17 protein-coding genes are annotated in these 19,477 nt (G+C 62.3%); 8 read left to right on the top strand and 9 right to left on the bottom strand.

Features of this window, described 5'->3' with window-relative positions; translation table 11 throughout:
• Positions 1 to 510 precede the first annotated feature (510 nt).
• Both FIV42_RS26500 and FIV42_RS26495 read right to left on the bottom strand, forming a co-directional pair.
• A complete protein-coding gene (locus tag FIV42_RS26500; RefSeq protein WP_141200607.1) occupies positions 511 to 1,428 on the bottom strand; it encodes a tyrosine recombinase XerC in 918 nt (305 codons plus the stop codon).
• Between the two features lie 3 nt (positions 1,429 to 1,431).
• Positions 1,432 to 3,624 (bottom strand): RelA/SpoT family protein, encoded by a 2,193-nt coding sequence (locus FIV42_RS26495; RefSeq protein ID WP_141200606.1) that lies wholly within the window; start codon positions 3,622 to 3,624, stop codon positions 1,432 to 1,434.
• A gap of 297 nt (positions 3,625 to 3,921) precedes the next feature.
• Between FIV42_RS26495 and FIV42_RS26490 the strand changes: the two genes are divergently transcribed.
• Entirely contained in the window at positions 3,922 to 4,755 is an 834-nt protein-coding gene (locus FIV42_RS26490; protein ID WP_141200605.1) for an aldo/keto reductase family protein, read from the top strand.
• 343 nt (positions 4,756 to 5,098) lie between these two features.
• Positions 5,099 to 6,271, top strand: coding sequence for a hypothetical protein (locus tag FIV42_RS26485; protein WP_141200604.1), 1,173 nt, complete (start codon positions 5,099 to 5,101; stop codon positions 6,269 to 6,271).
• Positions 6,272 to 6,623: 352 nt separating this feature from the next.
• On the opposite strand, the gene gmk is transcribed toward FIV42_RS26485, so the two are convergent.
• The 6 genes from gmk to FIV42_RS26455 all read right to left on the bottom strand — a co-directional run bounded on the left by gmk (position 6,624) and on the right by FIV42_RS26455 (position 11,811).
• On the bottom strand, positions 6,624 to 7,232 hold the full coding sequence (gene gmk, locus FIV42_RS26480; RefSeq protein ID WP_141200603.1) for a guanylate kinase: 609 nt from the start codon (positions 7,230 to 7,232) through the stop codon (positions 6,624 to 6,626).
• Positions 7,233 to 7,325: 93 nt separating this feature from the next.
• On the bottom strand, positions 7,326 to 8,225 hold the full coding sequence (locus tag FIV42_RS26475) for a YicC/YloC family endoribonuclease (RefSeq protein ID WP_141200602.1): 900 nt from the start codon (positions 8,223 to 8,225) through the stop codon (positions 7,326 to 7,328).
• 9 nt (positions 8,226 to 8,234) lie between these two features.
• Positions 8,235 to 8,495: a twin-arginine translocase TatA/TatE family subunit gene (locus tag FIV42_RS26470; protein ID WP_168210969.1), complete on the bottom strand. Its 261-nt coding sequence runs from the start codon at positions 8,493 to 8,495 to the stop codon at positions 8,235 to 8,237.
• A gap of 85 nt (positions 8,496 to 8,580) precedes the next feature.
• The gene (gene rnc / locus FIV42_RS26465; RefSeq protein WP_141200600.1) at positions 8,581 to 9,330 is read right to left on the bottom strand and encodes a ribonuclease III; all 750 of its coding nucleotides are present in this window, start codon (positions 9,328 to 9,330) and stop codon (positions 8,581 to 8,583) included.
• 3 nt (positions 9,331 to 9,333) lie between these two features.
• A complete protein-coding gene (gene mnmA, locus FIV42_RS26460; protein WP_141201408.1) occupies positions 9,334 to 10,455 on the bottom strand; it encodes a tRNA 2-thiouridine(34) synthase MnmA in 1,122 nt (373 codons plus the stop codon).
• Positions 10,456 to 10,668: 213 nt separating this feature from the next.
• Positions 10,669 to 11,811, bottom strand: a complete 1,143-nt coding sequence (locus FIV42_RS26455) for a cysteine desulfurase family protein (RefSeq protein ID WP_141200599.1) — start codon at positions 11,809 to 11,811, stop codon at positions 10,669 to 10,671.
• 284 nt (positions 11,812 to 12,095) lie between these two features.
• Between FIV42_RS26455 and FIV42_RS26450 the strand changes: the two genes are divergently transcribed.
• A complete protein-coding gene (locus FIV42_RS26450) occupies positions 12,096 to 13,181 on the top strand; it encodes an arrestin family protein (RefSeq protein WP_141200598.1) in 1,086 nt (361 codons plus the stop codon).
• Between the two features lie 257 nt (positions 13,182 to 13,438).
• Entirely contained in the window at positions 13,439 to 14,251 is an 813-nt protein-coding gene (locus FIV42_RS26445; RefSeq protein WP_141200597.1) for a crotonase/enoyl-CoA hydratase family protein, read from the top strand.
• A gap of 10 nt (positions 14,252 to 14,261) precedes the next feature.
• Here the strand turns inward: FIV42_RS26445 and FIV42_RS26440 are convergent, their stop codons facing one another.
• Positions 14,262 to 14,738: a TerB family tellurite resistance protein gene (locus FIV42_RS26440; protein ID WP_141200596.1), complete on the bottom strand. Its 477-nt coding sequence runs from the start codon at positions 14,736 to 14,738 to the stop codon at positions 14,262 to 14,264.
• Positions 14,739 to 15,000: 262 nt separating this feature from the next.
• On the opposite strand from FIV42_RS26440, the gene FIV42_RS26435 reads away from it, so the two are divergent.
• From FIV42_RS26435 to FIV42_RS26420, 4 genes are all read left to right on the top strand, one after another.
• The gene (locus FIV42_RS26435) at positions 15,001 to 16,206 is read left to right on the top strand and encodes an IS701 family transposase (protein WP_168210778.1); all 1,206 of its coding nucleotides are present in this window, start codon (positions 15,001 to 15,003) and stop codon (positions 16,204 to 16,206) included.
• Positions 16,207 to 16,495: 289 nt separating this feature from the next.
• The gene (locus tag FIV42_RS26430; protein ID WP_168210968.1) at positions 16,496 to 17,218 is read left to right on the top strand and encodes a BON domain-containing protein; all 723 of its coding nucleotides are present in this window, start codon (positions 16,496 to 16,498) and stop codon (positions 17,216 to 17,218) included.
• Between the two features lie 43 nt (positions 17,219 to 17,261).
• On the top strand, positions 17,262 to 17,684 hold the full coding sequence (locus tag FIV42_RS26425) for a hypothetical protein (RefSeq protein ID WP_141200594.1): 423 nt from the start codon (positions 17,262 to 17,264) through the stop codon (positions 17,682 to 17,684).
• Between the two features lie 378 nt (positions 17,685 to 18,062).
• Positions 18,063 to 19,325, top strand: coding sequence for a hypothetical protein (locus FIV42_RS26420; RefSeq protein ID WP_141200593.1), 1,263 nt, complete (start codon positions 18,063 to 18,065; stop codon positions 19,323 to 19,325).
• Positions 19,326 to 19,477: the final 152 nt, after the last annotated feature.

The raw sequence follows: 19,477 nt of genomic DNA, 5'->3' as shown, positions 1-19,477 counted from the left end.
TACTTCCCCCAGCAAAACCCGTTCCAAAACCGGCGTACCACGCGTTTTCCCACCGCCAACCGCCCCAGAACCCCTGCACGCCCTGTTGACGGTGCTCGCGACACCCAATACCCACGCGCCACGCACCACGCAGCTTTTTCGGGCCACGAAAGGATATCGCGGCGCCGACACGCCTCTTTGCCCGCCCGAGACGCCTGTCGCGCGCATCTCACGGCTTCTGGCGCAAAAAATGCTGCCAGCCGGCGAATTTGCGCCTGTTTGATTTTGAAATGACCGTCAGGCGGCGAATTTGTGCCTGTTTGAAAACAAAATGACCACGAATTCGTCGATTCGTGGCCGTTTGACGCTCGGAGAGCCACGAAACGCCGAACGCACGACTTTTGGCGCGCGGGAAGCGACGCGGCGGCGAATTCGTGCTTGTTTGATTTTGAAACAACCGTCAGCGGACGAAATCACGGCAATTTCATTTTGAAACACCCGTCAGCGGGCGAACGCGCGCGCCGCAGGGGTTCAGTCGTCGTCGTTCTTCTTCTTCGCCAACGGATGGGTCTTGTCGTAGACCTCCATGAGGCGATCGACCGACACGTGGGTGTAGCGCTGGGTGGTCGACAGATTGGCGTGGCCCAAAAGCTCTTGGATGCCGCGAAGGTCGGCGCCGGAGTCGAGCAGGTGGGTGGCGTAGGAGTGGCGCAGCCCGTGGGGCGTGATGCTGGTGTCGAGGCCGGCGCGCACCAGGTGCTCTTTGAGCAGGCGGCGCAGGCTGCGCGTGCTCAATCGTCCGCCCTTGTAGTTCAAAAAGAGCGCCTGTTCTTCGGACTCGCCGGAGACAAGCTCCATGCGCCGGCTCAGATACGTCTCGAGCGCCCTTGCAGCCTTGCGACCCAGCGGCACCTGCCGCTCCTTGTCGCCCTTGCCGACCACGCGCACCCAGCCGTCGTCGAAGTGCACGTCGGGCACGTCGAGCCCGACGATCTCGGAGGCGCGAAGCCCGCAGCCGTAACCGACCTCCCAGATGGCCATATTGCGCACGCCGAGCACGTCGTCGGGCGCGTGGCTGTCGAGCAGATGGAAGATCTCGTCGACGTTCAGGTAATTCTTGAGGGGCTTTGAGACCTTGGGGCTCGACAGCAGCGAGGCGATATCGTCTTCGATGAAGTCACGCTTGAGCATGAACTTCCAAAACGAGCGAATCGTCGAAATCTTGCGCGCGATCGACGACGCCGCGTTTTGGTCGAAGCGGTCGGCGACGAAGCCGCGCAGGTGGTTGAGCCCGAGGTCGGCCGGGTCGGCTTCGCCCAGGTCGTGATGCTCGTCGAGGTAGTCGGCGAGCTGGGCGAGGTCGGAGGAGTACGCGCGCAGAGTCTGCTTGCTGGCGCCGCGCTCGGCGCGCATATACTCGAGGAATTGGTCGATGCGGTGTGAAAGCATGAACTATGCGCGCTCGACCCGATAGACGCCCTTGATCTTCTCGATATTGCGCATCGCCCGATTGAGCTGGTCGACGTTGCTCACTAGCACCTCGAAGGTGTTGATAGCGCGCTGGTCGTCGGTGGTCAGGCAGTGCGCCTGCTTGATGTTGACGCCGGCGGCCGAGAACGACTGGCTCATGTTGGCCAGAAGGCCGGGTTTGTCGGCCGAGTAGACCTTGATCTTGACCGGGCGGCGCGCGCTCGAGTCGTCGCCGGCGGCCTGGCTGTCCCAGCGCACGTCGATCTGGCGCGCCTTCTCCAGGTGCTGGACGCGCGGACAGGCGCGAGTGTGCACCGACAGGCCGCGCCCGCGGGTCACAAAGCCGGTGATATCGTCGCCGGGCACCGGATTGCAGCACTTGGCGTAGTTGACCATGATGTCGTCGATGCCGTCGAGCACCACGCCCGGCTCTTGCGCCCGGTTGCCCCGGCTTTTGATCCGATTCCAGATCTGGCCGATCTTCGACTCTTTCTTCTTCTCGGCGTCCTTTTTGCGCTCCTCGCGCTCCTCGGACGGGAACATGCGCTCGACGATATTCTCCGGCTGGGTCTTGCCGTAGCCGATATCGGCGAGCATCTCCTCGATGGACGAGAACTTCGACTTCTCGGCGGTCTCGACCAACAGGCCCTTCTTTTCGACCGCGCGGATATTGGTGCCGTACTTTTTGAGCTCCTTGTCGAGCAACTCACGGCCCAACTCCCGGCTGCGCTCGCGTTGTTCCTCGCGCACCGCCTTGCGGATCTTGGTCTGCGCCCGGCCCGTCTTGACGAACTCGAGCCAGTCCTTGTTGGGCTTTTGGTTCTTGTTGGTCAGGATCTCGACGATGTCGCCGTTTTTGAGCTCGTGGCGAAGCGGCACGATCTGGCCGTTGACCTTGGCGCCGGCGCAGTGAGCGCCCACCTCGGAGTGGATGGCGTAGGCGAAGTCGACTGCGGTCGCCCCGGAGGGAAACTCCATGACGTCGCCGTCGGGCGTGAAGACGTAGACCTCGTCGTGGAACAGGTCGATCTTGACCTGCTCCAAAAACTCGCGCGGATCTTCGAGGTCCTGGTGCTCCTCCATGAGGCGGTGCAGCCAGGCGAATTTCTGGTCGTCCTTGTCGGGGACCGCCTTGCCCTCTTTGTACAGCCAGTGCGCGGCGATACCCTCTTCGGCGATCTTGTGCATATCCGCGGTGCGGATCTGGATCTCGATGCGCTCCTGATACGGCCCGATGACCGAGGTGTGCAGCGACTGGTAGCCGTTGGGCTTGGGGATGGCGATATAGTCCTTGAACCGGCCCGGAATCGGCTTCCACAGGTTGTGCACCAGGCCCAAAGCCTCGTAGCACTGCGCCTTTTCGGGCACGATCGACCGGAAGGCGAGCACGTCGTAGACCTGCTCGAACTCGATTTGCTGCTGGCGCATCTTACGGAAGATGCTCCAGAAGTGCTTCGGCCGCCCGTAGATCTCGGCGACGATGCCGTTCTCGCGCAACAACTCGTCGAGGATCGAGATCACCTCGCGGATGAAGTTTTCACGCTCGCGCTTTTTGGAGGCGACCTTCTCGGCGATATCGTAATACGCCTCCGGGTACAGGTAGCGAAACGACAGGTCCTCCAGCTCGGTCTTGAGCCAGTGGATGCCCAGCCGGTGCGCCAAGGGCGAGTAGATGTCCATCGTCTCTTGAGCGATGCGCTCCTGCTTGCCGCGCGGCATATACTTGAGCGTGCGCATATTGTGCAGGCGGTCGGCCAGCTTGAGCAGAATCACCCGCAGATCGCGCGACATCGCGATGATCATCTTGCGGATATTCTCCGCCTGATGCTCCTCGCGCGTGTTGAACTGGAATTTGGAGAGCTTGGTCACCCCATCTACCAGAAAGGCGACGTCATCGCCGAACATCTCCTGCAGCTCGTCGACCGTCGTCTCGCAATCCTCGACGGTGTCGTGCAGCAGGCCCGCGACCAGACTGGCGACGTCCAGGCGCAGGTCGGCGATGATGTCCATCACCTCGAGCGGGTGGGACATGTAGGGCTCGCCAGACTTACGCGTCTGCCCCTCGTGCATCTCGGCGGCGTATCGGAATGCCTTTCGGAGCATCTCGATATCCGGTTCGGGATGGTACGCGCGAATTTTCTTGATGATGGTATTGAGGCGATTCTCGAGCTGCATAGGCTCGCCTGCTCTCCTGACTGCCAGACTGGTTGCCGGCTCACTTCAATCGATCGGGCCGCTTCGAAAACTCAACGCGTAAGGGCCGTCAAACATTCGCATCGGCGAGCCGCCGGTCGCATGCATTCGCGCACACGACCAAACTTCGTCAGAGCATCGTAACGGACAAAGCGAAATGCAGCAAGAATTGCGCAACGCCGGTGTGACCCCGCTGTGGCGTGCTTCTGGATTTCAAGGCCTCGGCGTGCAATATCGCGTCGGACGCCCAACCACCGTTGTCTTCCCGAGAGTTTTCCGATGGACCAGACGCACAGCATCCCCCGCTTCATCTACGGCACCGCCTGGAAAGAAGAGCAGACCCGCCCGTTGACCGAACTCGCCCTCGAGCAGGGCTTTCGCGCGATCGACACGGCCAACCAGCGCAAGCACTACTTCGAGGCCGGTGTCGGCGAAGCTATCGCTGCCAAAATCGACGAAGGCTTAGTCACGCGCGACGAGTTGTTCATCCAGACGAAGTTCACGTACCTGGCCGGCCAAGACCACCGGCTCCCCTACGACCCGGACGCCTCGTTCACCGAGCAAGTCGAGCAGTCCTTCGCAAGCTCGCTCGAGCACCTGCAGACCGACCACATCGACTCGTATGTCCTGCACGGCCCGTCGACCCGCGACGGCCTGGCCGACGCCGACCGCGAAGTCTGGCGCGCGATGGAGCGCCTGCTCGACGACGGCCGCGTCGGCGCCATCGGGGCGAGCAATATCTCGGCCGAGCAACTCGAAGAACTGGTCGACTGGGCGGAGCATCCCCCGACGTATGTGCAAAACCGCTGCTTTGCGCGCACCGGATGGGACTTGAAGGTGCGGCTTGTCTGCGAGGCCCACGGCATCCACTACCAGGGCTTCTCGCTGCTGACCGCCAACCGCAAGGAGCTCGAAACTCCGCCGATGCAGGACATCGCGCAAAGGCACGAGCGCACCGTTGCGCAGGTCGTCTTTCGCTTCGCAATGCAGGTGGGCATGCTCCCGCTAACGGGCACGAGCAGCGAGCAGCATATGAGGGAAGACCTCGCCGCGCTCGACTTCGAACTCACGCCCGACGAAGTCGACACGATCGAACGCATTGCGTTGCTTTGAGGTTACTGAATCACTGAACGCGGAGGCGCTGAAGTTGGAGGCGCGGAACGCGGAGGCGCTAAAGATTCATCTGGTTTTCGCGGAAGGCGCTGCAGACAACGGCGCGTGTCGACGGGCCGACACCGCGCGGGAAGGCGACCCTCTGCAGCGATTGCAGCGCAGTTCAGATGAATCTTCAGCTTTGCAGCGTCCCGCGCCTCACTCTTTCGGCGTCCTCCACGCTTCAGAGACCTCCGCGCCTCAGCGTGCTCTGCTTGTTTCATCCAGCTTTGTCCCGACGGGGACCGCACGCTATATTCGGCACGGCAATCAAGCTGCGATTTGAGTCGAAGAGAATACGAACATGCACTGTGTCGGCGCACTCAATCTTTCAGCCCTACTCCTCATTCTCTTGGCTCTTGCCGGATGCAAACCCGCCGATTCCTCGGCCGATGGGGACGAGCCGTGGACGCAACCCGAGGGTGAATTCGTCAAGCCACCTCCCTCGAGCGAACGGCGCGACATTTTTGAAGATGAGATCGATGCGGAAGATATGCCGGTCCAAAGAGGGATATTGTCGACCTCGCAAGGTCGTCCCCATATGCACTCGACCGAACTCCAAACCGCACACTGGTTGTTTCCGGATGAGTATTTCGTGCTCGACGCTCGGCATGGCCTTTTTGGCTACGAAGAAACACGAACGATGACGATGGTCGTCTTGATCGACTTCGAGCCCCGCCCCTTTCGCCTCGTTCCAGTCGAGGCGCCCGACGGTTATCCGTCGATGGAAGATGTCCATAGCTTTTCGGGCCCCTACGCGACGGAAGCGACCTACGAGTTAACCCCCGGCAAGCCGTTCAACTACACGCTCGTCATACCACCGGACTCTTTTGGCGGAACCGGCGCTCATGATCTGCGAATTGTGCACCTCCAACAGTTTGCACCGTCTGGCGAGGCGCGCCCCAAGATCGACTCTCTCGTGAAAAGCCGCGCCATGACTGTCTATTACGGGGGCGCTGAGTTCGACTCGGGGCCGCCCTATTCACCCGATGCCCCGTTGGTGCCAATCCCAAATGAAACCACCAGGCACTACCTCTTCTCCCTCCACGGGGTCTTTCTGGCACCGCCCGAACATCTCTTGGACCTCGATCAACTCGGACACCCGAGTGAGGCACGCCTCGCGGATGTACTCGAAACGACCGACTCGCAGATTTCAGTGACCGGCTATGCATGGGGCTCCAACTACCCGAGTGAGGAGGGACAGAACTACTATCTGCTCTTCGACAACGAGACACCGCTGACACAGCAGGCGCACATCACCACGACCGAACCGCAACCTTCGGATGTGGAGACTGATGAGCCTGTTGTCAGACAGTTAGATTTCGAGATCAATCTAGACGACGAGCAATTGCATTCGCTGGTGCTGGTGCAGTTTCCATCGCCCTTTGAAAGAATGGACCACTTGCGGTCGCCCATTGCCGCATCAATCAACTCCCAAGTCTTGTTCCTACAGCGAACTCATCCCGATGTAGAATAGCGCGCGAGGTGCATGCAGCATGCGCACGTCGACCACGCAAGCTGGGGCGGGGACGCCCCAGGGCGGGCGAGGACGCCGCGCGCCCCGACCAGGATGAGCGCACAACACAGATCGGGGCGCGGTCATCTTGACCGCCGGCGTTCCCTCCGGGGCGCCGACCGTGTCTGGCAGCCCGGGGCATACGAATCCACCGACACGCCTCAACCACCCACGCGGAGCGGCTGCTTGCTGCCCGCGGAGCGCCTCGCCGGTGCAGCCCCAAAGGCTTGCCTTGGGGTGAACCGTGCAATTTCTGAACTCCGCCCAGATGTGATCGTTACGAATTGCCCATGCGCTGCATCACACCAACCGATCATTCCCCGAGCAAATCGAGCATGCGGTCGCGCTGCAGGGGCATCAGGTGGGTGCAGGCGTCGTAGATGGCCGTCAGGTGGGCCAGCGCCTGATCAAAATCGTCGTTTTCGAGGATATAGTCGTACAGCTCGAATTGGGCGAGCTCGTGGCGGGCGGCGTCGAGGCGGCGGGTGATGACGTCTTCGGCGTCGGTGGCGCGCCCGCGCAGGCGCTCTTCGAGGATCTTCATCGACGGCGGGATGACGAGCACGCCGCGCGCCTCTTCGGGGAAGCGCTCTTCGAGCTGCTTGGCGCCCTGGTAGTCGATGTCGAACAAGACGTCCTGGTCGCTCTTCCAAGCGCCGAGGATCGCCGACACCGGCGTACCGTAGTAGTTGCCGTGGACCTTGGCCCACTCGGCGAACTGCTCACGGTCGCGCATCTCGACGAAGGTCTCTTCGTCGACGAAATGGTAGTCGACGCCGTCTTCCTCGCCCTCGCGCGGGGCGCGAGTTGTGTAGCTGACGCTGAGCGTGAGCTGCGGGCGCGCCTCCAGAAGCTGGCGCGAAAGACTGGTCTTGCCCACCCCCGACGGGCCACAGACGATGAAGAGTACACCTTTCTTCATGAACTATCTCGGCTGAGCTTATTTGCTCTCTAACTCGCTCGCTTCTTGCTCTTTAACTCTTTTACTCTTTCGCTCTTTTACTCTTTCGCTCTTTCACTCGATATTGGCGGCCTGCTCGCGCATACGCTCGACGGTCGACTTCATCTCGATGACGATGTCGGTGCCCTTGGCGGAGTTGCTCTTCGAGCCCATCGTGTTCGTCTCGCGGATGAGCTCCTGCAGGTAGAAGTCGATCGTCTTGCCGACGCCCTCCTCTCCCCCTTCGCCGCGCAAAATCCCGCCGAGCTTCTCGACGTGGCTCTTGGCCCGCTGCAGCTCTTCGCTCACATCGGCCTTGTCGGCGTAATAAGCGAGCTCCTGAGCGAGCTTCTCGTCGTCGATGTCTCCGGCGCCAAACTCGGCGACCGCCTCGGTGACGCGCTCTTTGAGTCGGGCGCGATAGGCCTTCATCTCCTCGGGGAGGAGTTCCTCGAGGCGACCGAGGTTTGTGCCCAGGCTGTCGAGGTGACCCTGCAGGTCGTCGGCGATGCCCTGGCCCTCCTGCTCGCGGCTGTCGACCAGCCCGTCGATGGCCGACTCGACGGCAGGCATCAGCGCGGCGTTGTCCTCGCTGATCTCGGCGACCGACTTGTTCTCGAAGACGTGGCGAAACTCGAGCACGTCGCGCAACGTCATCGGGCCGGTTGCCGTCGTCTTGCTCAGCTCACGAAGCTCGTGACACACCGCGCCGAAGCGCGCCTCGTCGATATAGCTGACCTCGACGTCCTCGGCGGCCTCGTCGAAGTCGAGCTCGACGCGCACCTGCACGCGTCCGCGGTGCATGCGCTTTCGGATGAGCTCGGTGATCTTGGCCTCGAGCCAAGAGCACTCACGCGGCACCGAAAGGCGCATGTCGAGCCCGCGGTGATTGACGCTTCGCGCCTCCACGGACACAACCCAGCCCTGGGCCTGCGCGCTCGCGGTCGCGTAGCCGGTCATACTGCGAATGGTCATAGCCCCGCCTTACCAGCTCTCGGATCGTTCAGCCTGTCGCTGCTGCTCGGTGGCCGCCGGCTTGGCCGACTTGTCCTCTTCGAGCAGCTCGGGCTCCTTCTTCTTGGGCTCTTCCGATTCGTCCTCGTCTTCGCCGTTGAGGCCTTTGCGGAAGCTGTTGACGCCCGAGCCGAGCATCTTGGCGACCTGGGGCAACTTGCCCACGCCGAAGATCATGAAGGCGAGGACGAGAATGATAATGAGCTCGGTTGTTCCGAATCCACCAAACATCGTGGTTCTCCTGCGGTTAAGCTGACGCCGAAATGATGAACTCTTGGCGTCCACACGCCCCATTCAGGGGCGCAGTTGTCACTCCTCAGTCCGACCCGTGGTCGGCGCCGAGGGTTTCGAGTGCTTCTTCGGCAGCGTGCTGCTCTGCCTCTTTTTTGGAGCGGCCGCGACCGGCCCCAAGGGGGCGGCCGTCGACGCATACTTCTGCTACAAAAACCTTGTCGTGCGGAGGGCCCGACTCGTCGATGATGCGATAGTGCGGCTGCACCGACTTCTCGCGCTGCACAACCGTCTGCAGGCGGCTCTTGTAGTCGGTCGGCGCCGAGGTCTCGTGCACCTCGCGAAGCGCCTCGCCCAGATGGCCGATGACGACCTCTTGGGCCGCGTCGAGCCCGCCATCGAGGTAAATCGCGGCGAGCAGCGCCTCGTAGGCGTCGGCCAGCAGGCTACTCTTGTCGCGGCCGCCCGAGGTCGACTCGCCGCGGCCGAGGCGCAGGAAACGCCCTAACTCCAGCTCGCGGGCCAGATCGGCGAGCGTCGGCTCGCAGACCATCTGGGCCTGGCGCGTCGAAAGTGCCCCTTCCTGGACCTCCCGGTCGCGGTGGAAGAGCTCGTTGGCCACGATGAGGCCCAAGACCGCATCGCCCAGAAACTCCAGACGCTGGTTGTCCCCGGCGTTCTGCTCGACCTCGTTGGCAAACGAACGATGGGTCAGAGCACGCTCGAGCACGGTGCGGTCTTCGAACCGATAGCCCAGCTTCTCTTCGAGCTCTTCGAGCGCCTCGGTATGATCGAAGGCTTCGTCGCTCGCGTTCTGTCGAGTCTCTGCAGTCATAAGTTAGTCGCGCGCCTCTTCGATCCAGCCGCCGCCCAACACTTCATCGCCACGATAGAAGACCGCGGCCTGCCCGGGCGTGACCGCCCGCTGCGGGTCCGCGAACTCGACAAACGCCGTCTTGGCGTCTGCGCCCACCGTCACCAGCGCGGGCACGGCTTCGCTGCGGTAGCGAATCTTGACCTCACACTCCATCGGGCCGCTGGGGCGCTCGAAGGAGAGCCAGTTGCACTCCTCGGCGACCAGTCCGCGGCTAAACGCCTCGCCTTTGGGGCCGACGACAACGGTGCCGTCGTTGGGGCGAATCGCCTGCACGTACAGCGGCTCGTGGTAGCTCAGCCCCAGGCCTTTGCGCTGGCCGATGGTGAAGTTGTGGATGCCGTCATGCTCGCCCAGCACCTCGCCGGAGGTGTGCACAATCCTTCCGGGCGTCTTCTCCTCTTGGGCCAAGCGCGCGGCGACGAAGTCTTTGTAGTCTCCTCCGGCCACAAAGCAAATTTCGTGGCTCTCGGGCTTGTCGGCGGTCTCGAGTTCGAGACGATGGGCCTCGGCTCGCACCTCATCCTTTTCGAGGCCGCCCAGCGGAAAGATGATCCGCGGCAGCGCCTCGCGCGGGATGCCGAACAGGAAGTACGACTGGTCTTTGTTGTCGTCCAATCCCTTCTTGAGCACCACGCGGTCGCCGGAGCGGTCGATGCGCGCGTAGTGGCCGGTGGCCAGATACTTCGAGCCCAGCGCCAACGAGCGCTTGAGCAGGATGTCGAACTTCAGGTGGTTGTTGCACGCCACACACGGGTTGGGCGTGCGGCCGCGGCGGTACTCCTCGATGAAATAATCGACGACGCGCTCGCGGAACGCTTCCTGGTAGTTGGCCACGTAAAACGGCATGCCCAGCGAACTCGCCACGGTGCGCGCGTCGAACAAGTCGTCCGGCGAGCAGCAACTCTTGGAGTAGTTCTCCTGGGGCGTGGCATACAGGCGCATGGAGATGCCGACCGTATCGTAGCCGGCCTCCGCCAAGAGCGCGGCGGCCACAGAGCTATCCACGCCGCCGCTCATGGCGACGACCACCCGGCCTTTGACGGCCCCGCGAATTTGCTCGTCGTCTTCGAGCAGCGGGGGCATGTCCACCGCGCAGTTGGCGGGCTGATCTGTTTTCTCACTTACCGACATTGTCTCTGTCTCCAAAACCTCTCGAAACGCCTACGCGGGGAGACCCTAACTGCAGCAGGCCGTTTCGTAAATACCGCGCAAAATCCCACGCGTGCCACCAAGAAGCATCGTGCTCGTACTCAAAGGCATCGATACCCCTTGAAATTCCTCAGTCGCACGGGCGGGTCAAACCATCAAGGCCGAGAGCCGCTCGACGATCGCACCGACGCGGCGCGCGGCCTCCATTAGGTCCTCGTCGGGGGTGGCCGGCCCAAAACTAAAGCGCACCGAACGACGCGCGTCGTCGTGCTCGAAGCCCATCGCCAGCACCACGTGACTCGGCTCGAGCGAACCGGCCGTGCACGCCGACCCGCTGGAGGCCGACACGCCTTCGAGATCGGCGGCCAGCAAAAAGTCTTCGCCGTCGATGCCCTCGAAGGCGACGTTGAGCGTGTTCGGCAACGTATGCTCCAAGTCGCCCCGAAGCTCGAGGCCGGGGGCCTGCTCGGTGAGCGCCTCCAAAAAGAGCGCGCGCTTTCGCTGCAACGCCTCGCGCCAGGCATCGCCCTGCTCGCCCAGCGCGGCCATCGCGCCGACGAGACCGGCGGCAGCCGGCACGTTCTCGGTTCCCGGCCTGCGTCCTCGCTCTTGGTGACCGCCGGCCAAGATCGCCTCGATCTTGATCCCTTCGCGGAGCACGATGGCGCCGATCCCCTTGGGACCGCCCATCTTGTGGAACGACAGCGTCATGTAGTCGATATCGGCCCCGTTGAAGTCGACCGGAATCCGCCCCAGCGCCTGCGTGCCGTCGACGTGGAGGGTCGCGCCCTTGTCGTGGACGAGCTCGGCGATCTCGGCGATAGGATACACGTTGCCGATCTCGTTATTCGCCCACATCACGCTCACCAAGGTGGCGCCCTCGTCGAGCTTGGCCTCGAGCCAGCCCAGGTCGAGCCGCCCCTTGGCGTCGACCGGCCATATCGCACAGCGCACGCCCTCTTGCTCCAGGTCGCGCACGACTTCGATGACCGACGGGTGCTCCACGGCCGTGCAGATGACGAACGGCTCGTCGGTCACGCGCACGTGATGGCGAAGCACCTGGTTGTTGGACTCGGTCGCACCGCCGGTCAGCACCACCGCCTGAGCGGGGGCGTTGACAGCTTTGGCGACCGCGCGCCGAGCGCGCTCGACGACCGTGCGGGCGATTTGCCCCTCGTGATGCACGCTCGATGCGTTCCCCGGGACCCCGGAGAGCGCCTCTACCATTGCTTCGCGCGCCTCCGGCAAGACGGGGGCGGTGGCGTTCCAGTCGAGATAAATGCGGTTCATTGTCTTCGAACTACGTGTGTGATCGTTGTCGGGCCGGCCAACCTCGGGCGGACATCGCACTCCCTACAAGCACCGGCCGTGCGCGAAGATTCCTCGAGCGCCCATGCGCCTATGGCGCGGGCCGCGCATGCCCTACCATCGTAACAGAAAATAGTACAATCGACTGGTCGACAGAACCACTTATTGCCGCGGATGTCCGCGCGGGGCTCGCACTTTTGCCTACACGCCTTAAGTTCAAGAGTGTTCACCGCCCCGAGGTCACAGCGGTAGCTGGGGAGGCCTAAGTGAGCGACCCGACACTCTGGATCGAGCTTGACGACGATCAGCGCCAATTCGAGCCAGGCGACAAGATCGTCGGCACGGTATTCGTGCGCGTCGACCAGCCCCACCCGCAGGCGCGCGTCCGTCTGTGCCGAGAATGGCGCACTTCGGGTCGAGCACGGCCACGGAGCGGCGGGCGCGACGAAATCTTGTTATTCGAAGGAGAATGGGACAGCGCCGGCACCTACAAATACCCGTTTATCTTCCACGTCCCCCCGGGCCCCTACACCTTCCACGGCCGCCTGCTGAGGGTCGACTGGTTTCTGGGCGCCCAGGTCGAACTCGACGCTACCAAGGCGGCTTCAGCCGAAGAGCGGTTCGACGTCGAAGCGGCCGGCGACGAGCGCGAGTTCATCGTAGGTGACACCTCATCGACAGACGGCGGCGCCGGCAGCGAGCTTTCCGGGGCACACCGCGTGCTCTGGATTCTCGGAACGGTGCTGCTCGCCGCGGTCGGCCTGTGGCTGCTCTACCCCAACGTCGCCGCCCTGCCCGGCGCGAGTTGGGCCACGTTGGCTGCGTCCATCGGAAGCCTCGTGCTCGCAGCCTGGTCGGCCCATGCCTTGTACCGGCGAGGCCGCGACGACGGCGACACCGCGCTGACCGCGCCGACCGATGAGGATTACCAGGTCGAGCCGGGCGACCACGTCTCCTTCGTCGTCGAGCTGCAACCCAACTTCAAAACCACGCCCAAGGGGGTGACAGCCTTCCTCAAGGGCTTCGAGCACGTGATCTTCGACGACGGCGACAACACCCACGCCGACATCCACCGCTTCTACGAGGAGTCGATCTCGATCGAGCCCCTCGACGAGGGCGCGCTGCAGCGCGGACACAAGAGCTCGTTTCGCGTCAGCTTCCGCATGCCCTCCGATGCGCCCTACTCGTTCTCCTGCCCCAACGCGGCCGTGGCGTGGGCGGTCGAGGTGCACGTCGATATCGGCACGTGGCCCGACTGGCGCCGAGACTTCCCGCTCGTGGTGCGCCCCTGCGTGGGTGACGGGCAGCTTCGCAGGGCGGCTTCGGGGCCGGTGCGCGGAGAGCTTGGGTAGTTGGGGGTTGTGAAGAGGTGGGATTATTGAGATCCCTTGCTTATTGGCAGGGCCCCTCCGCCGAGCAAACTACGCTCGGCACCTCCCCTTGCGCTGGAAAGCGCGCTGGGGAGGGGGATTGCATCTCTGAACTACGTCTCTTGCGTGCAATCCCCCTCCCCGGGCCGCAGTTCAGGCATCGGGGAGGTGTCGGCGAAGCGTAGCTGAGCCGACGGAGGGGCCACCTCAACACCCCAAAAACACAAAGCCCCAACTCCATGCCCATCCTCTACGAAAAAGACGGCCCCTTGGCCCGCATCACCCTCAACCGCCCCGACAAGCTCAACGCCATCGACGAAGAGATGCCGCGCGCCCTGCAAGCAGCCGTCGAGCGCGCCAATCGCGACGACGACGTGCGCGTGATCGTGTTATCGGGCGCCGGCCGCGCCTTCTGCAGCGGCTACGACCTCGAGATCTTCGCCGAGAGCCCGCGGCCCTGCCCCGGCAGCCAAGAGATGCCGTGGGACCCGATGGTCGACTATCGGCTGATGTCGGAGAACACGCGTTGTTTTATGAGCCTGTGGCGCGGCCACAAGCCGGTGGTGTGCAAGGTGCACGGCTTTGCGGTGGCCGGCGGCAGCGACATCGCGCTGTGCAGCGACATCATCGTGATGGCCGAGGACGCCAAGATTGGCTACCCGCCGGCGCGCGTGTGGGGGTGTCCGACGACGGCGATGTGGGTCTACCGACTGGGCGCCGAGCGCGCCAAGCGGATGCTGTTGACCGGAGACTTGATCGACGGAAAGGAGGCCGAGCGTATCGGCCTAGTCAGCGAGGCAGTCCCCGCCGACGAACTCGACACCACGGTCGAAAAACTCGCCGAGCGCATGGCCTCGGTGCCGCTCAACCAGCTCATGATGCACAAAATGCTGGTCAATCAGGCCTACTCGAACATGGGCATGGAGAGCACGCAGATGTTAGCCACGCTCTTCGACGGCATCGCTCGGCACACGCCCGAAGGGGTGGCGTTCAAAGAACGCGCCGAGCAGGAAGGGTTCAAAGCCGCCGTCGAAGAGCGCGACGAAGATTAGGCAGCGAGAGTTAGGCGCCGACGCGACCCAACGCTCCGTCCATCAGCGCGTCTTCGATACGCTTCTCGTCGAAGCCAAAGGCCTTGCCGACGCGATGGCAGATGTCGGTCTCCTGGATGTCGACTTCGTCGCTGTAGGCGAGCACAGCCAACAGTTCGAGCACGTGCTGGCGGTGATCGTCCCCGTCGATCTTGGCGGCGGTCTCGGCGATATACGAGTCGATCTGGTCTTTGTCGTCGAGCAGCTCGTCGACGGTCTTGCGCGCATAGGCGATCTGGTCGCCCAGCTCACGCTCGATCTCCTCGGCATCCTCGAAGGGAAGCGCAGCGAGCTGGTCGCTGAGCTCCTCAAGTTCATCGGTGGTCACCTGCTCGTCGATCATCATGACCAGCACGGCCAGGTCGACAAAGGCGCGGCTCTCTTCGAGGGTAAAGTCACTGATGACGTCCGACTGGGCGAGTTCTTCGCGAAGTTTGTTCCAGGGCATTTCTTTTGGGGTGGCTAAGGGTGACTTAGGGCTACTTAGGGTTACTTAGGGTTACTTAGGGTTACTTAGGGCTACTTAGGGTGACTAAGAGCTATTTAGGGTGACTAAGAGCTACTTAGGGTTACTTGGCGGTAGAAGGTATAGAACATCTTCGCCCCCTTAGTCACCTTTAGTACTACCTGATTAGCTTCGTGAAATGAGAATTGCGCCGACATTCAGGTCGACTCCGTGTTGGACCCCCGCTCTTTCTGGGAGGACGCCGATGGATACGACCACGCCTGCGCTTTCGGACTTTCGCGACTTCGATGCTTTCGTCGACTACGCCTTCGATGGCATCGGATACAAGACCACGCGAGATAACCTGGGTCTGTATGTCCAGTCGCGCCTGCTGACGATCGACCGCAAAAACAGCGAGGTCTCGGGCGCTCATCTGGCACCAGCGCCGCACAAGGCGGATGCCTATCGCCAGAAGCTGACCCGCTCGACGCTCAATGAGTGGCCTACCGAGGCGGTCACTGAGCGGCTCTGGGCGCTGGCCTACCAGATCATGCCCAATGCCAGTGCCTGGATTATCGACTCGTCGGGGATTCCCAAGAAGGGCGACAAAAGCGTGGGCGTGGCCCATCAGTACTGCGGCGAGCTTGGCAAACTGGCCAACTGTCAGGTCTTGGTCAGCGTGCATCTGTCGACCTCGACCTTGAGCCTGCCGCTGATCATGGACCTGTTTTTGCCCGAGGAGTGGGCTTTCGATCCAGACCGGCGAGCCGAAGTTGGTGTGCCTGAAGACATCGAGTTTCGCTCCAAGCCTCAAATGGCGGTCGACCAGATCGACCGCCTCCTCGATGCCGGCTGCGCCCAGAAGGTCGTGGTGGCTGATGCCGACTTTGGGGCCAATCAGGAGTTTCGAAAGAGCCTGCAGATGCGAGGCCTCGAGTACATGGGCGGCACACGAAAGAATGTGACGGTCATGCGGCCCAATAAGCTTCGTCACCACGACCAGGAGGCAATGTCCCTTTTTGAGGTGGCCAAAGCCTTGCCTGACAAAGCTTTTTGCACCATCACCTGGCGCGAGGGCACCAAGGGCGAGCTTAGCTCGCGCTTTGCCGCTCTTCGCGTCGTACCTGCTCAGGGTCGCCATTTCGGGAAAGAACTCGAAGAAGAGCAATGGCTTCTCATCGAGTGGCCCGAGGGCGAAAAGGAGCCGCGCCACTACTGGTTTTCGAACCTCTCGCAGCGTACCTCGATCAGACGACTTGTCCGTCTGGCCATGCTGCGCTGGAGAATCGAGCGTGACTACCAAGACCTGAAACAGGAGCTTGGCCTCAAGGACTACCAGGGCCGGATGTGGCGCGGGTTTCACCATCATTTGGTCCTGTGCATGGCCGCGATGTACTACCTGGCGCTTCACCGCCAGGTTTTTCCCCCTGAAGCGCGCGCCGTCGATTGGCCGCGTCAGGCGAAACCTTGAAGAGGCACTCATGGAGCGACTAGGCCATTGTATCCACTGTAGACGACCGTATGGCCCGCATGAATCACCGCCGCCGACTGAGTCAGCAGAGCTCCGACCGAGATCGAAGCTTCGTGATGTCGGACGGCGAGTGTTCATGCGGATTCGCGAGAAGGTAATCAGGTAGTATTAGTCACCCTTAGCCCTACCGCTCATCACTCAGTGAGCCGCGCTTATGTTTTGGGAAGTCCGGAGTGCGCGTTCACTGACGCCCTCCGACTGCATTAGCGAACTCCCAAGGAGGACGACCATGGCACCACGCCAACACGATAGAGAGTCCGAACGACAACCCGAACACGGCCCGTCTTGGCGCGCAGGCGCTCACGGCGGTCGCGCCGAGCAATCACCCGACGATTATCACGTCCCCTATTTCAGAGAACCCGCTTCGACCGGCTGGCACGACAGCGATCTGGGCCCGGATGCCTCGCCCGACGATTTCGACGATATCAACGCAATGGGCGACGAACGCGGTACCAGTCATCGCGCGAGACGAGCGGATGCATCCGAACGCTCGCGCCACGATGAAGGGCAGACGCCCCGAGAAGAGTTACATCGCTCCCCCGAGAAGATGTCGCGCCACCGCGACTCGGGACGCCGCCGTGATCCGTACGATTTTTCGAAGGCGGGCCCCTACTCTACGCCGCCCCCTTATAGAACGGGTGGACCCGACTATCTGGGTCGCGAGGAGACCTACGAGCGCGGCGGGGAGCACTTTATCGGCCGTGGCCCCAAGGACTACGAGCGCTCGCCGGAGCGAATTCGCGAAGATATCTGCGAGCGACTCACCTTCAGCCCCTACGTCGACGCCTCGGAGACCAAGATTCAGGTGCTCGAAAACGGCCTCGTCCACCTGACGGGACGCGTCGACTCACGTCGCACTAAACGCATCGTCGAGGATATTTGCGACACAGTGTATGGCGTGCGCGACGTCAAGAATGAACTCGAGATCGACGAGTCTCAGTCCCGCTCCTAACTCGCTCGAGCCTATACAGTGACGCTGACACAAGGGGATACCCATGGCAAAAGAGCTGCACAGAGAGTTTCAGGAAATGTTGGGTGACGGCTACGAGGTGATTTTCGAGGTCGAAGGACTACAGGTACGGCGTAGCGCCGACCGAGCGTTTATCGCCGAGTTTGACCCGCAAAAGAGTGTAGTGCGTGCAGGACCGCACATTCTCTTCTCGGGCCGTCAAGCGGACAACCGAGACAAGCTCGCCAAGGAGGGACGTGAGCGACTCGGGCCGCAACTCGAAGAGTGGAAGCAATTCGGCTTCGAGGCCGAAGAGGAAGCCCACGTCACTACCACCAAAGAAGCACGACCGGGCGTCTACGACACGGAGACGCCACGATATATCCAACCGATGGCCAAGCACGTCGACTCACTCGAGGACGCCGTCGAGGCGGTCGAGTGGATCAGAAAGCACCGAAAGGTCAACTAAGACTTGCAGGTCACGCTGGGCACTCGGTCTAACAAGAGAGGCGCCGGAGCAGCGCCTCTCTTCTCTCCCTCCTAGCCCTTTCTAGCCTCTCTCCGCCCTACCTCCATCCCCTTTGCGCGCAAGCCGGCAATGCCGCCACCCTGCATTTTCGGCGCGCCGCATTTTTCATATACACGGAAAAAATCCGCTGCCGGTGAAATTTATCCACCAAGCTTCTGTTCTCTCAGGTGCAGTTGGCACTCGAGCCACTGCAAAACGACCGAGAAGCACAAGCAGTTCGGATCACACTGAGCGCCGATGGTCGGCGAGTGAATCCGATCCCTCAATACAATCCGGTACGAAGGCAGTGCCGAGAAGTACAAGCAGTTCGGTACAGTTATGAAGCAACGCGCAGTACGCAATCAATTTGCCATTTTCATCGTCCTCCTCAACGCTCTCTTCGTGGCAGCCGCCTGTGGCGGCGCCACCGACTCCGGGCCCGAGTCCGAGGCGACCGAGTGGGACGATGAATTCAGCGAAGCGAACGAATCGAGCCAAGTCAGTCAGACCGACGAGCCCCCCGCGGACGTCGAAACCGACGAGTCTGAGGCGGTCGCGGCTGATCAAGACAGCGCTCCCGCCTCGTCGAACCCGATGGCCTTCTTGAGCCAATCGGACACCCGCGCCCTGTGGGTGTGGAGCGAATCCCCCGGAGCCGAAGCGATCATCGAGAATACCGGCGGCGCTCAAGACGAGCTCCTCGATTTCCTGGCTGCCCCGCATGGCGACGCCTCGCGGGCGATCAACCGCATCTTCTTCGAAGCTCGCCAGTATTCGAACGTCGACCGCTTCGCCAAAGTTCGGGCGGCCAGCTACGACCCGCTGACCGATCCGAGCAAGCAGGAGAGCCTGCGCGCATTCCTCAAGCGCACCAAGTCGCAGGGTGTGGCAGTCGAATACCTCGATGGCCAGGCCATCTGGGTCGCCTCCGACGCCAACGCCGAAGCCCCCAAGCAGCTGTGCCGCGACATCGTCGCCTTCAACAAGGGCACCGATGATACTGCGGAGCGCTTCGACGGCATCCACCTCGACATCGAGCCGCATACGGTGCGCGAAGGACCGTACGGCGGCCAGTGGTGGGAGAACCGTCTTCCGGGCGGCTACAATGCCGAGTGGACCGAGCGCTGGAAGGACATCTTGAACTCCTGCCGCGCCACCATCGACGCCTACACGGCCGAGACGGGCCACCGCATCGTGCTTGCCAGCGACTTGGGCACCGACTACGCCTACTACAACAAGCCGATCTACGAGTTCTTGAACCGCTCGGGCGGCCCGCTCGATTACCTCGGGATCATGAACTACTTCGACAACCGCCCCAACCGTGACGGCGACCCCTCGTACTTCTACGGCGACTCCGAAGGTGAAGAGATCACCGGCGGCGTCATCGAGAACCTGGACTCGTGGGATCGTCTGCCCGTGATGTTCGGTGTCGAAACCGGCCCGGAGAGTATCGCCCAGGATTGGCAGTCGTTCTGGCAGGAAGGTCGCGGAGCGATGTACCAGACCATCGATACCCTGATGAGTGACTACAACGCCGGCAACATGATCGGCGTGGCGATCCACCACTACGGACCGCGCAGCTACGTTGGCTTGAAGCAGTAATCGAGTTCGACGTGGTCATGTCGAGCCGGCGCACCTCGAACGAGGCGCGCCGGCTTTTTTGTGTGTGCAGACACACACCGGCTCCACGTTTGCGCAGCTGCCGAAGTGATTACCTTTCGACCAAGCGCACTTCGCCTGCAAACGAGGTAGCC

Source organism: Persicimonas caeni, assembly GCF_006517175.1.
GTDB classification, from domain to species: domain Bacteria; phylum Myxococcota_A; class Bradymonadia; order Bradymonadales; family Bradymonadaceae; genus Persicimonas; species Persicimonas caeni.
Note: the sequence above shows the minus strand (reverse complement) of the source record. Positions and strands in the feature narration are given on the sequence as shown.